This window comes from Rhizobium sp. G187 (assembly GCF_051549525.1).
Taxonomy (GTDB): domain Bacteria; phylum Pseudomonadota; class Alphaproteobacteria; order Rhizobiales; family Rhizobiaceae; genus Allorhizobium.
The window spans coordinates 144700-157666 of the sequence record NZ_JBPUGM010000002.1 but is presented as its reverse complement, the minus strand read 5'-3'; the positions used below and the strand labels follow the sequence as shown (position 1 = coordinate 157666).

At 59.4% G+C, this 12967-nt stretch carries 12 protein-coding genes; 11 read left to right on the top strand and 1 reads right to left on the bottom strand.

What is annotated here, in order from left to right; translation table 11 throughout:
- The first annotated feature begins 1 nt into the window (after window position 1).
- Window positions 2-3196 (top strand): ATP-binding protein, encoded by a 3195-nt coding sequence (locus ACSV9I_RS05585; RefSeq protein ID WP_438327816.1) that lies wholly within the window; start codon window positions 2-4, stop codon window positions 3194-3196.
- A 7-nt stretch (window positions 3197-3203) separates the two neighbouring features.
- On the opposite strand, the gene ACSV9I_RS05580 is transcribed toward ACSV9I_RS05585, so the two are convergent.
- On the bottom strand, window positions 3204-4658 hold the full coding sequence (locus ACSV9I_RS05580) for an efflux transporter outer membrane subunit (RefSeq protein WP_438327815.1): 1455 nt from the start codon (window positions 4656-4658) through the stop codon (window positions 3204-3206).
- A gap of 224 nt (window positions 4659-4882) precedes the next feature.
- Here ACSV9I_RS05580 and ACSV9I_RS05575 point away from each other — a divergent pair, with 224 nt between their 5' ends.
- The 10 genes from ACSV9I_RS05575 to ACSV9I_RS05530 all read left to right on the top strand — a co-directional run bounded on the left by ACSV9I_RS05575 (window position 4883) and on the right by ACSV9I_RS05530 (window position 12942).
- A complete protein-coding gene (locus ACSV9I_RS05575) occupies window positions 4883-5929 on the top strand; it encodes an AI-2E family transporter (RefSeq protein WP_438327814.1) in 1047 nt (348 codons plus the stop codon).
- Window positions 5930-6125: 196 nt separating this feature from the next.
- On the top strand, window positions 6126-6377 hold the full coding sequence (locus ACSV9I_RS05570) for a hypothetical protein (protein ID WP_438327812.1): 252 nt from the start codon (window positions 6126-6128) through the stop codon (window positions 6375-6377).
- Window positions 6374-6661 carry a DUF1488 family protein gene (locus tag ACSV9I_RS05565; protein WP_438327811.1) on the top strand — a complete coding sequence of 96 codons (288 nt, stop codon included), beginning with the start codon at window positions 6374-6376 and terminating at the stop codon, window positions 6659-6661. Before ACSV9I_RS05570 ends, ACSV9I_RS05565 begins: the two co-directional genes overlap by 4 nt.
- Before the next feature lie 129 nt (window positions 6662-6790).
- The gene (locus tag ACSV9I_RS05560; RefSeq protein WP_438327810.1) at window positions 6791-7093 is read left to right on the top strand and encodes a hypothetical protein; all 303 of its coding nucleotides are present in this window, start codon (window positions 6791-6793) and stop codon (window positions 7091-7093) included.
- Window positions 7093-7263: a hypothetical protein gene (locus tag ACSV9I_RS05555; RefSeq protein WP_438327809.1), complete on the top strand. Its 171-nt coding sequence runs from the start codon at window positions 7093-7095 to the stop codon at window positions 7261-7263. Before ACSV9I_RS05560 ends, ACSV9I_RS05555 begins: the two co-directional genes overlap by 1 nt.
- An 80-nt stretch (window positions 7264-7343) precedes the next feature.
- A complete protein-coding gene (locus ACSV9I_RS05550) occupies window positions 7344-7631 on the top strand; it encodes a hypothetical protein (RefSeq protein WP_054159300.1) in 288 nt (95 codons plus the stop codon).
- A 97-nt stretch (window positions 7632-7728) separates the two neighbouring features.
- The gene (locus tag ACSV9I_RS05545) at window positions 7729-7935 is read left to right on the top strand and encodes a hypothetical protein (protein ID WP_054159299.1); all 207 of its coding nucleotides are present in this window, start codon (window positions 7729-7731) and stop codon (window positions 7933-7935) included.
- A gap of 114 nt (window positions 7936-8049) precedes the next feature.
- A complete protein-coding gene (locus ACSV9I_RS05540) occupies window positions 8050-10329 on the top strand; it encodes a glycosyltransferase family 4 protein (protein ID WP_438327807.1) in 2280 nt (759 codons plus the stop codon).
- A gap of 26 nt (window positions 10330-10355) precedes the next feature.
- On the top strand, window positions 10356-11669 hold the full coding sequence (locus ACSV9I_RS05535; RefSeq protein ID WP_438328520.1) for a glycoside hydrolase family 130 protein: 1314 nt from the start codon (window positions 10356-10358) through the stop codon (window positions 11667-11669).
- Window positions 11670-11709: 40 nt separating this feature from the next.
- Window positions 11710-12942, top strand: coding sequence for an AGE family epimerase/isomerase (locus tag ACSV9I_RS05530; protein ID WP_438327806.1), 1233 nt, complete (start codon window positions 11710-11712; stop codon window positions 12940-12942).
- The last annotated feature ends 25 nt before the right edge of the window (window positions 12943-12967 follow it).

The window sequence follows — 12967 nt, the reverse complement described above, 5'->3', positions numbered from 1 at the left end:
CATGGCAAAGTCTTTTGTAAAATCGGGTGGCAAGATCGCCGTGATCAGCCTGGTGCTTGGGCTCGCGGTCTCGCTGGTGATATGGTTGTTATGGTCATCCGTCAGGACCAACAAGAACGACTTTGACTATGAAACCAACATTGTTTCGAAACTGGTCCAGCAGCAATTCGACACCGTCATCATCCGGATCAAGGATCTGGCTGCCTTCGTCTCGGCAGATATGGAGGACGAAGTTGATACCAAATTGCGGCAAGCCAGCCGGATCTCCAACAATCTGGTTGAGCTGGGATATTTCTATTCCGACTCCCGCTCCGATATCAAAGTATACTACGCAAACAAACCCACACTCGACGTGTCGGCCGATGACTATCAAAAAGTGATCGACAGGCTTGCTGCCCAGCCGGGATTGGTTATTTCATTTGCCGGTGGTGGATCTGGCATGTTCCGCCATATAGATCCCAAAGACATCATCATGATGCAGAGCCTGGAGGCCGATGGCGAGCTTGGTCTTCGACTGGGGCAGAGTCATGCGCTCATCACCTATGCTGTGCTCGATCTCGATGCCATTATCGAGGAAACCACCTTCGATCTTCGCGTCTCCCGATACATCGAAGCACGCTATTTGGTTGAAGGGCAGTCACGTCGTTTGGGCTCTCCGGAACAGATACTGAGCTATGCGACTGCCGGGGAGCGACGCCAGATTTCTCTGGTGGCCACCCGCAATCTCAGCCTGACACTCGAGTTTGAGCGGAGCTTCGGCGCGAGCCTCACCGTTGCGCTCTTCGCGTCAGGGATCATCGGGCTTGCGGCCATTGCGGCCGGACTGTTCTTTGTCTCGGAGCGAAGCCACCAGCGCATCAGATTGAGGCTGCGGCAGGCGGCTGAGGCAGAACGGGAGGCCAACACCGCCAAATCCGATTTCCTCGCCACGATGAGCCACGAAATACGCACGCCATTGAACGGTGTTCTTGGCATGGCGGAGCTGCTCACACGCTCGGAACTCACGCCAACACAAAAACGCTATGCCGAACAGATCAGGACCTCCGGCTCGATGCTGCTCGGCATCCTCAACGATATCCTGGACATGTCAAAGCTCGAAAGCGGCAAGCTTGCGGTGGATATCATCCGCATGGACCTGCATGAAAACCTGCGAGAGACTGTTGGCTTCTTCGTGGCCAATGCGCAGGACAAGGGATTGAGCGTCCTCCTCGACATCGATCCGGACGTACCCGGCATCATCGGCATGGACCCGATGCGTTTGCGCCAGATTGTTTCAAATCTTGTCTCCAACGCCATAAAGTTTACGGAAAAGGGAGAGGTCGTCGTTTCAGCCAATTTTGTGCCAACGGCAGCTGCACGCGGAGACCTGCGCATTTCGGTCAGCGATTCCGGGATTGGGATGACCACGGAGGAGTGCGAGCGCCTCTTTCAGCGGTTCAGTCAGGCCAACTCCAGCACCACCCGTCGATATGGAGGGACGGGGCTGGGCCTCGCAATATCGAAACAGCTGGCGGAGGCTCTCGGCGGAAGTATCTCCGTCAAGAGCGCGCCCGGCAAAGGCAGCACGTTCGAGATCTGTCTCCCTGTAGATGTCCATCGAGGCAAAGGCGGATCGACCTGGACATATGGCAGCGTGGCGCTCATTTGCGATTCCCAAGCTGTCGTCGCAATCGTCGGCAAGGCCTTCAAGAGCGCAGGTCTGCAGCCCGCCGTATTTCCCTATTCAGATGATCTTGCAAAGCAGCTGATCCTCGGCGACGGCGCCGGAAATCCGTTCAGTCTCATCATCTTCAACGAGGAACGTGACATTCACCTGGCGAAGGATCACTGGCAGGCAATCAGGACCAAGATCATTCCGGCCGCACAATCGATCGTGCTGGGCAATCTCGAGAGCAATCGCAACTACGCAGCCTTCGATGAAGTCCTCGTCAAGCCGTTCATCCCAGCGACACTCGTGGAAACGGCCAAGCGGCTGCTCGCCGGTCGGGCAGACAGCACGTTTACCGATACAGACGCGGTGGTCGAAAAGGCGAAACCCGTCAAGCAACTCTTCGAAAACCGTCGCTTGCTGCTGGTCGACGACAACCATGTCAATCTCTTGATTGCGGAAGAATATCTGGCCCGCTACGGCTTTGCGATCACGACCGCGACAAACGGGGTCAAGGCCGTCAAGGCGGCGGAAGATGGCGATTTCGACATCATCTTCATGGACTGTCAGATGCCGGAAATGGATGGTTACCAGGCGACGGGAATTATTCGCAACCAGATGGCCGACAAGAAGATCCGCCGCGTACCGATCGTGGCCCTGACCGCCAATGCCCTCAAGGGCGACCGTGAACGATGCCTTGAAGCTGGCATGGACGACTTCCTGTCGAAACCATTGCAAGACCAGGCGTTGATGGGTGTTTTCGACCGAATCCTCGAGACCCCGGCTTTTGCCTGGCTTGGAGAACCGATCGACGCCAGACCGCCAACGCAATCCGCTCCTCGACAGGTCGCCAAGGTCGCAGCTCTGGGCAGCGCCCAGAGGATGGATACCGGCGTGGAGCCCCCTTTGGCACGCTTGAGAATTCCGGCCGAGGCCAGCCTCCCGATTGCGGTTCAGCCGCACAACTCTGCACCATCTTCGGAAACGGCACAGTCAGTCGATTCGTCAGAAACCTTCTGGGATCGGGAGGCGGATGTTTCGCCGGCCGTATCGCCACCGCCTGCGCCCATCATCCCTCAGACTTCGGCAGTGATCAAACCGGTGGTCGCACGGCCAGAGCCTCCAGCCGCAGTTACGGCGGCACCTGTATCGCCAGCGTCGGGTTCCACCGGCAGCGCTAAGGTGCCCTTGATGGATATTGCCGAGTTTCAGCGCACGCGTGACGCAATGAAGAAGTTCGATCTGCTTCTGTCCTTGTATCGCAACGACACCGCAGACTATCTGAAGGCGATCCGCGAGGCATTGACGATGCAGGCATTGGATGAGGCGATCCTGCCTGCGCACACGATCAAGAGTTCGAGCCGGATGATCGGGGCGACCGGATTGTCTGCCCTTTCCGCCAATATGGAGACGCGACTGCGCACGAAAGCGGGGGCTTCGCCGGCCGAATTGCAGGCTCTGCTCGAAAAAATGGACAAGGTTTTCGACGCAACATTGCGCCAAATCGATGGACTGATGGCAGCCCCGCCAATGAGTGCGGCGGGATGAGGGTCCGTTATCCTGCCCTGTTTTGAACAGGTGATGGTGCCGGGTGAGCGGGCGAGGCAGAAACGCCGTCGATTTCGACGGCAGCCCCGCTCCCCAAGGCCACTTGCAGCCTTATTCCGGCAAGTGCATTTTCCCGAAGGCTGCGGGCGAGATCGAGCTTCGCTTCGCCGAGCAGGCGTTCAGCCTCCAGCACATCGAGAATGAGGCCGGTTCCGCCGACATAGCTTTCGCGGGCGAGATCTCTTGCTACCGTAAAGGACGTCACTTTTCGCCTGTGCGCAGAGGCCTCGGCCTTGCCACGGTTGAGCGCGGCGAGCGCATTCTCAACCTCCTCGACAGCCCGGAACACAGTATCCTTCCAGCGAAGATACTGAACTTTCGTTTCGGCTTTCTGGATGTCGACTTCCCCCCGCAAACGCCCTCCGTCGAATACGGGAGCAAGAACAGAAGGACCGAAAGCCCATGACAGGGCATTGCCAGAAACGCCTGATGCGATCAGACGGGCAAAATCAATCGAACCTGACAAGCTGAGCGCCGGGTAGAGCCGAGATCGTGCGATATCGATCCGTGCGGCGGCTGCCGCAAGCAGTCTTTCTTCGCGCCGAATGTCCGGACGATACCGAAGAAGATCGGCGGGGAAGCCAGACTCGGCCTCGAGAGCCAGTTTCGGCTGTCCACTTTTGCCGCCGACAAGTTTCTCGATCTCCGAGTTCGTCGTTCCCAGCAGGGTTGCCAGATGGTTGATCGCTTGCTGGCGATCCCGCTCGATCGGCGGAATCTTGGCGCGCGCATCATCAACCAGCGCCTGGGCCTGAGCGACATCGAGATTGCTCGCAATCCCTGTCTCGCGCATGTCTTGGGTAAGTTTGAGCGTTTGCTGGAAGGATGCGAGATTTCGTCTGGAGATGCCAATTGCCTCTTCGTTATACCGAAGATCGACATAGGTCGCCGTCAGATCCGTCAGAAAGGCAAGGCGCACGAGCTCAACATCCGCCATGGCCGCAGCGCTGTTCTCATGAGCTTCGCGCAGAGCTGCACGGCCACCGCCGAAAATATCGAGAGTCCATGAGAATGCAGCGCCTGCGCCCGATGACGTCGCAAGCTGCGTGTTTCCATTGGCAGTTTCAGAAGTCCGGCTTGCCGACGTTGTCGCCTGTAGCTGGGGCAGATAGCCGGATGAGGCCAGAATTCCTTTCAGACGGACGATATCAAGCCTTTGTCTCGCCTGCTCGATCGACAGATTTTCCCTCATGCCTTGACGCATGAGACGATCAATGACGGGATCCTCAAAACCACGCCACCACGCATGCAGACGGGGGTCGCTCTTCATCGCCGTTGTCGAGCCCGTGGAAAAACGGTCAGGCATCGTGACTTCAGGCCGAACCGGCCTGTGTGTTTGAGTGCAACCAAACAACACAGTGGAAAGGACAGTAAGGGACGCAATGACCACAGGCCGTTTCATCAGCGATGACTACCAATTTTCGTTTCGTTAACCATAAGCGATCATGGTTTAGTAAACGTTAACTCATGGTAAGAGCGTGAAGCATATACGGCTCAACCCAAGCGAGCGCCCACTTCGAACATGCTTCCATTGCCGATCATGGTCATCGAAAGGTCGCTTCGGAACGCCAAGACACTGAAGGCGTTTGCCCCATTCAGTCCTGCCCTCCAGAGACCCGGTCCCTCATGTCCATTCAAAGAACGAGCTTTTACGTCCTTCTGGTTCTGGTGACCCTGGCCTTTCTCTGGCTTCTCGTTCCCTATTACACGGCGGTTCTCTGGGCCGTCATCCTGGCGATCGTCTTCTTTCCGGTTCACAAGCGGCTGGAACGGCTGCTCCGGGGCCGTAGCACGGTCTCGGCACTGCTGACCGTTCTGCTGTGCATCTGCCTGGTCATTCTTCCCGCACTCGCCATTCTCGGCTCGCTCGTTCAGGAGGGAACAAGCCTCTATCAGCGGATCGAGAGCCGGGAGATTGACCTCAACGTCTATCTCCTGCGACTGCAGGATGCGCTGCCGACGTTTCTGGACAGCTGGCTGACATCTCTGAAACTGGGCGGCTTTGCCGATCTGCGGGAAAAGATCTCGGCGGGCGCGATGGAGGCAGGGCAGACGATTGCCGGCAGCGTCCTGAGCTTTGGCCAAAACACGCTGGAGTTCTTCATCAGCCTCGGACTGATGCTCTACCTCCTGTTTTTCCTATTTCGCGATGGCGCATCTCTCGGATTGACGCTTCGGCAGTCCATTCCGCTTAGCGACGATTATACGCGGCAGTTTCTGGACAAGTTCGCCGCTGTGGTTCGCGCCACAGTTCGTGGCAATGTCATCATTGCGGTGGTCCAGGGCTTCATTGGCGGCGTTGCGTTCTGGACGCTGGGGATCGAGGCTCCCCTGCTCTGGGGCGTGATCATGACATTCCTCTCCTTGCTGCCCGCCGTCGGCGCGGCCCTTGTCTGGGTGCCCGCTGCGATCTGGCTGTTTCTGATCGGTGCGTGGCTAAAGGGGCTGATCATGGTGGCCGTCGGCGTCCTGGTGATCGGTCTCATCGACAATCTGCTGCGTCCACCTCTGGTCGGCCAGGGAACGCGGCTGCCCGACTATGTCGTGCTGATTTCGACCGTTGGTGGCATTTCACTTTTTGGGATCAGTGGCTTCGTCATCGGGCCGCTGATTGCGGCCCTGTTCATCTCCGCCTGGTCACTGTTCACGCATGAGCACCAGCAGGGCGGATAGAAGGCAATGCTTTTCCGACAGGGTGTCACGTAACCGGAGGGCGGAAGCCAACCGGAAAGGTTTCGCCTTGAAGGATTGTTGGCGAACGCCTTGCAATTTCCGGTATACGGCCCATATTGATCTCAGTGGCAGCCATTGTACGGGCACTGCCACTTTCTGGGCGGCACGCACCCTGGCCCCAATTGAGGAGGACGGAATGTCTTCCGACCCTACCGATTCTGTCATCAGCCTTGCCGATATCAGCCTTATCAAGGATGTCCTTCGCAATATGGGCTTCCGCTATGAAGACCCTATATGCGAGCTGGACCGTCAGGCCGCGCGCCACGTGATGGCCGATTTCCAGCGTGGCGTTCAGGCACGCACGGACCTCATTGCCTCACTCACCCTGTGGGCCGATCGGGCTTTATTGCCCGGTAGGGAAACACGCGCCAGGGAGATGTCCCTGTGACCCTTTCCTTTTCCAACCCGAGCCGTGCGTATGACGACACGCGTGGCCTCATCCGCTTCATTGGCTATGATGGGCTGAACCAGATCCTTTTCCTTCTTCCCGTTGCGGCATTTCATCCGCAGGGGACTGTCAAGATCCACGAAGAGCGCGACTATCTCATGGCGTTCGATCGCCTTCGCTCCCGCATCCTGGACATTGCGCGGGCCGCGTATGAGCGCAAGCGGCGCCCAATGGTCGAGCTTGAGCTCAAGGCGTTCGGTTCGTCTCTGCAGAAAATGACCTGATTTCCGCGAGGACCGGACGGATCCTGATCCCTCCGGCAAGGAGACCTGGATGGCGTCGACACGCCGTGTGCACAGACTGGTCACGATTCGACGGGACCGCACCGGCAGGCATTCGTCGGCCGCGACGTCATGATGACCGGCGACGGAGCCGCACCAAGCTGGAACGCGGCCGATCGCGAACTTCTGAGATCGCTACTGCGGCGGTCGGACTATGCGACTTCAGACCTCGAAGCAAAAGCTGGTCCCGACCACGACCGTGAGAACGGCATCATCGGCCGCATCCTTGAAGGCATGATCCAGTGCGACGGGTATCCATCCTCTGAAAAGCGGAGGATGGCGGCGGATCGGGAGGCCCTGCTGTGCTGGGAGGATGAAGGTGGCAGCATCGGAGTGATGGATCTGGGAGCAACATCCACGGCCGGAGATGCCTGATGGAGAAAAACGACAAGGTTATCATTCTGGCCGAGGTCCGAACACACCGGGAAGCGATGCAGAACCGGAAGAACGTCGTCGACATCAAGCATGCGCCTTTGAACCGCACAGACTGCAGCATTTACCCCTTTACCGAGCCGAAAGCGCCGGTTCCGCCAAAAACGACATGACGACAGCAAGGCGAGCGGGCGGCAGAGCAGATCAGAAATCGCCCGCATACGGGCGCCAACCCTTGAACGGAGTGTCTTGCATGTTCACGAGAACGAAGACGAGAGTGATCCATTTCAACCGACCCTTTGTCCTCACCGGTGTCGAGGGCGTCCAGTCGCCCGGCGACTATCAGGTGCAGGATGATGAGGAGCAGATCACCGGGATTTCCTGGCTCGCTTATCGGCGGGTGGCGACCACAATCGAGATCCCGGCCGGTCCGAAGACGAGTCTGGTTCCAATTGACGCCGTGGAACTCGATGCAGCCATCGAGAGAGACAAGGCACCGACGCCTCAGACGCCATCCTTGACGGCGCCGGCCGCCCATTAAGGACGAAGGATAGGGGTTCACAGCATCGGAACCGCCCCGCCCACCGGCCATGAATCAACGCCCTGACAACCGTCCAATCCCTCCTGGAGGATCGCCCATGCCTACTCACCGCTTTGCCATTGGCCAGTTGGTCCGGCTCACGACAACGAAGGGTTTGTCGCCTGCCGCGGCCAGCACCTACACCGTCGAGGCTGCGATGCCGGCCTATCACAACAGTCCGCAATACCGCCTTTGGAATGCTGATCTCCACCAGCAACGCGTGGCCCTGGAGAGGGACCTCGAGGCCGTCATTCTGACCACCTGAGCCTGAAACACATCCATGCGCGACACCCTCGAAAGGCGTTCGCAGACAGAGGCCTCCCCATGATGGGGCGGCGACCGCGATCCGTCGCTCCACAATGTTCTGAAGGGAACGCCCATGACCCCCGCAAAGCGCATCGCCTTCATCGGCAATTCCCTGCCCCGTCAATGCGGGATCGCGACCTTCACCAGCGACCTTTCACAGGCAATGTCAGAACCGGTGCATCATACCACGACCAGCATTATTGCCATCAATGACGATGACCAGCAGTATCTCTATCCGGACAATGTCATTTTCGAAATCCGTGAGGGTGAAGTCGAAGACTATGTCACGGCGGCCCGCATTCTCAACGAAGGTCGCTTCGACGCCGTGTCGCTGCAGCACGAGTTCGGCATTTTCGGCGGCCCCGATGGCGAGTTCATCATCACGCTTCTGTCGCAATTGCGCATTCCCGTTGTCACCACTTGTCACACCATACTGGCCGAGCCGACACCGTCGCAGCATCGGGTACTGCAACGAGTAGCCGCCAAGTCCAGCCGCCTGGTTGCCATGTCCGAGAAAGGGCGTGGGCTGCTTGAGGAGGTCTACGGGGTAGACCCGGCCAAGATCGACGTTATCGCCCATGGCATTCCCGATCGGGCCTTCCACGATCCGGCCACAGCCAAGGAAAAGCGCGGGTATCAAGGCCGCTCTATCATCCTGACATTCGGTCTCCTCTCGCCCAACAAGGGGATCGAGGTGGTGATCGACGCCATGCCCGCGATCCTCGAACAAAGTCCTGAAGCCCTTTACATCGTGCTGGGCGCCACCCATCCCAATCTGCTGCGCCAGGAAGGGGAGGCCTACCGCGAAAGTCTTGCCGCCCGTGCCGAACACCTCGGGGTCGGGTCGTCGGTGGTCTTCCTCAATCGCTTCGTCGATCAGGCGACGCTTCTCGATTTCATCGCGCTCTGCGACGTCTATGTGACCCCTTATCTCGACGAGGCGCAGATGACGTCCGGCACACTTGCCTACAGCTTCGGCATGGGCAGTGCCGTCGTCTCGACGCCCTACTGGCATGCACTCGACCTTCTGAAGGAAGACCGCGGCTTGCTCGTGCCCTTCGGCGATGCGGCGGCAACAGGCAAGGCCATTGCATCCCTTCTCGGTGACGATGAGGCGCGCCTCGCGATCCGCAGACATGCCTATGAGGCCGGTCGGTCGATGATCTGGCCCTATGTCGCCGCCCTCTACCTCAAGAGCATCGACAAGGCCCGCTCGGCTTATCGCCCAAGGCTGGTCAGCGATCTCGTAGCACTCCGGATCAAGCAGCCACCGCAGCGGACGGGCCTGAAGCTCGGTCATTTCCAGACGATGTGCGATGACACCGGCATCTTCCAGCATGCCGTCTATTCGGTTCCCGACCGGTCGCATGGCTACTGTGTCGACGACAATGCGCGGGCGCTGCTTCTCGCCTCGCATCTCTCGGCTGTCGGCGAGACCGGCATATCGGACCGGATGACGGCCTCGTTCGCCGCCTTTGTGGAACATGCCTGGAACCCGGACAGAGGCCGCTTTCGCAACTTCATGAGTTACGATCGCCGCTGGCTCGAAGAGCAGGGGTCCGAAGACAGCCATGGTCGCACTCTCTGGGCGCTCGGCGCCTGCGCCCTGTCGGACAGTGACGCCCCACGTCGCCGATGGGCCGGCGCGCTATTTGCAAGAGCAATGTCCGCCACACTCGACTTCAGCTCTCCACGTGCCTGGGCCTTCACACTGCTTGGGCTCGACGCCTATTGCCGGGTTCATCCGGAGGACAAGCGCGGCCGTATCCTGCGCATGCAACTGGCCGAACGGCTGATGGATCTCGAGCGACGCGTTTCCAACGGCAGCCGGCATTGGTTCGAGGAAGGGCTGTCCTATGAAAATGCGCGGCTCAGCCAGGCCCTGATCACGACCGGCCTTTCGACCGATACCCGCGAATATCTTGAAACGGGGCTCAAGACCCTGCGTTGGCTGATGACGCAACAGACGGGTGAAAACGGCCAGTTCCGCCCCGTCGGCACCGAGGGTTTCCTTGAAGTCGGACAGAAACCGAAACTGTTCGACCAGCAGCCGGTCGAGGCGACAGCGACGGTTTCCGCCTGCCTGTCAGCCTATGCTGGAACCGCTGACAAATCCTGGTTCGAGGCAGCCATGCGCTCCTTCAACTGGTTCACCGGCAGCAATGACCACGGGATTTCGCTCGTCGATCCGGAGACGGGCAGTTGCCGCGACGGGCTGCATCCCGACCGCGCCAACGAGAACCGGGGGGCAGAATCGGTGCTCTGCTATCTGATATCCTGCGCCGAAATCGGCCGCGCCTCGCGCATCGAGCGCCCCGTTCTGCAGCCAGCTGAATACAGGCAATTGTCGTGAGCGAAGACCTCACCAAAGGATTGGCCTTGCCCCATTCGAGCCTTCTCAACCGGCAGGCTCTCTATCTGAGACCCGATCCGACACGGGTGATTGTTCGACCATTCAAGCCGTCGACCGAACCGCGTTACCTCCACCCACGCGACAAGACGCGGGCCAATGAAATCGTCGATCGTGTGCTGTCGCTCGACCCGACCGCCACGGCAAACCAACTGCGCGACATCCTGCATAATTTCGACGGCCGGCATCGTAACCTGCTGCGTCAGTTCGAGATGCGGGCCGATGCCATGGAGGACGCTTTCCTTCCGCATGACGAATTCAGTCAGCAGGAAAGGCAACTGATCGGGGCTTACTTCATGAACGAGTATTCGTTCGAATCTGCGGCCCTGTTCAATCCGAGCATCGTGCCGCATCCCGATCAGTCCGATATCCCGCCGGGCAGCTGTCGATTGATCATCAGCCTCCGAGCCGTTGGCGAGGGTCACATCTCGTCTCTTACATTTCGCTCCGGCGTGATCGACGCGGACGGCAATGTGACGATAGACACGCCTGTCAGGCTGGCGGGCCTGCCGGATATCCATGCGAATGACGGTCTTGCACCGGTCGGCTGCATCGGCCTCAGCTTCAAGGTCGAGAGCGATCTCAGCGAACGGGTCATCTTCCCGGTCACGGAAGCACAGTCGAATGGCATCGAAGACGCCCGTTTCGTCGCCTTCGAGGATAGTGGCAAGACGACTTATTATGCGACCTACACGGCCTATAGCGGGTCCTCGATCCGCTCAGAAATCCTGGAGACTCAGGATTTCCGCAACTTCAGCCTGACACCGCTGCGCGGTCCTGCCGCCCGCAACAAGGGCATGGCTTTGTTTCCGCGCCGGATCAACGGTCGCTATGCGATGATCGCGCGTCAGGACAGCGAGAACCTCTTTCTTCTCTATTCCGACGACCTGCATCACTGGGACGAAGGCCATCTGCTGATGAAGCCGGAATTCGCCTGGCAATTCGTGCAGATCGGCAATTGCGGATCGCCCGTGGAGATCGACGAAGGGTGGCTGCTCTTCACCCATGGCGTCGGGCCCATGCGGCGCTATGCGATCGGCGTGACGCTTCTCGACAAGCATGATCCCAGCATCATCCTGTCAAGAACAGTGGAACCCTTGCTTCAGCCGGAGGCGACGGAACGCGAGGGCTATGTGCCCAATGTGGTCTATTCCTGCGGTGCCATGCGGCATGGGGACCTGATCGCCCTGCCCTACGCGGTCTCCGACACCTATTCCAACTTCACCACGATGAAGATCAGCAAGCTGCTCGATACAATGCATCCGCCCGGACACGGCCGATGACCCTGCTTCAAAGTCGCCCAGGGCTCGTTGGTATCAGGCCATGAGCCTCGATACACTCAAGACCCGGTTTCTCGAAACCATTCTGCCAACCTGGGCGGTTGCCGGTTACGACGCGGACAAGGGGCAGTTCGTCGAATACCTGGAGCTTGACGGGACGCCGCAAAAATCCGGCTCGGTCCGGACCCGGACCGTGGCACGGCAAATCTATGTGCATGCCCATGCTTCAAGCCTTGGCGTTGCGCCGCCCGTCTCGCTTGGCCTTGCCGAACAGGCTTTCGCCAATCTGCACCGGATGGCCTGGATCGGCGGAAAGCGATGCGGTTATGCACGGGCCTTCGACCCTTTGTCCGGCGCCGTCACCGATCCGGTCCTTGATCTCTATGACAATAGCTGCGTGTTGCTGGCCCTCTCCTGGCTGCTGACGGCCACGGGCAAAAAGGAGTACCGCCAGAAAATCGACAGCACCATCGCCGCGATCGACCGGACCCTCAAGGATGCGTTTGGAGGCTGGGCGGAAGACAGCATCGGCACACAGCCGCGCCGGCAGAACCCGCATATGCACTATCTCGAGGCGACGCTGGCGCTCTGCGAAACCCACGCGACCTCCGCCTATCTCAGGGCTGAAGGCAAGGCGTTTTCGCTGCTGCGATCGCATTTCCTGGTCGGGCCGCATGGTCCGCTGCATGAATATTTCGGTCCGCATTGGGAAATCGACGACAGGTTCGGCTCTGCCAGACTTGAACCCGGCCATATGTGCGAATGGGTCTGGCTGATCGGTCGGCACGACGCGCTCAGGCAAACGCAGCATGCCGAGACCTGCGCCGACCTGCTCTCTACGGCTTTAGCTCTGGGACGCATCGGCGGCTCGCCATTCCTCGTCGACGAAGTGGCTGCGACGGGCGTGGCGACCGTTGCCTCAAGGCGCCTCTGGCCGCAAATCGAAATGTTGAAAGCCTTCATTTCGCAGCACAGGCGCCTTGGAGACAAGCGCTATCTCGAAGACGCCGAAGCGCTTGTCGCCGCGATCTTGCGCACGTATTTCCGGGATGTGCCGAACGGCTGCTGGCATGATCGTCTGGATCCGGACGACAGGCCAATCAGCCTGACCATCCCGGCAAGCTCACTCTATCACCTCTGGACCGCAGTGGCCGATCTCGTCGAGGGCGCCCGTCCGGTGGCACAGCAGCAGCATCCCATCGACTGCGATCGCCTCGCGGTCGTCGAAGGCGTGAATGTTGGCAGAGACCAGCTGGGGAGCTTCCGCCCGACCTAGAATCGGGGTCTCGATGGCCCGCATG

Bases quoted from the DNA above. Each gene is read 5' to 3' on its own strand.
- ACSV9I_RS05585 (WP_438327816.1), top strand. From the start codon at position 2: ATGGCAAAGTCTTTTGTAAAATCGGGTGGCAAGATCGCCGTGATCAGC.
- ACSV9I_RS05580 (WP_438327815.1), bottom strand. From the start codon at position 4,658: ATGAAACGGCCTGTGGTCATTGCGTCCCTTACTGTCCTTTCCACTGTG.
- ACSV9I_RS05575 (WP_438327814.1), top strand. From the start codon at position 4,883: ATGTCCATTCAAAGAACGAGCTTTTACGTCCTTCTGGTTCTGGTGACC.
- ACSV9I_RS05570 (WP_438327812.1), top strand. From the start codon at position 6,126: ATGTCTTCCGACCCTACCGATTCTGTCATCAGCCTTGCCGATATCAGC.
- ACSV9I_RS05560 (WP_438327810.1), top strand. From the start codon at position 6,791: ATGATGACCGGCGACGGAGCCGCACCAAGCTGGAACGCGGCCGATCGC.
- ACSV9I_RS05555 (WP_438327809.1), top strand. From the start codon at position 7,093: ATGGAGAAAAACGACAAGGTTATCATTCTGGCCGAGGTCCGAACACAC.
- ACSV9I_RS05550 (WP_054159300.1), top strand. From the start codon at position 7,344: ATGTTCACGAGAACGAAGACGAGAGTGATCCATTTCAACCGACCCTTT.
- ACSV9I_RS05545 (WP_054159299.1), top strand. From the start codon at position 7,729: ATGCCTACTCACCGCTTTGCCATTGGCCAGTTGGTCCGGCTCACGACA.
- ACSV9I_RS05540 (WP_438327807.1), top strand. From the start codon at position 8,050: ATGACCCCCGCAAAGCGCATCGCCTTCATCGGCAATTCCCTGCCCCGT.
- ACSV9I_RS05530 (WP_438327806.1), top strand. From the start codon at position 11,710: ATGAGCCTCGATACACTCAAGACCCGGTTTCTCGAAACCATTCTGCCA.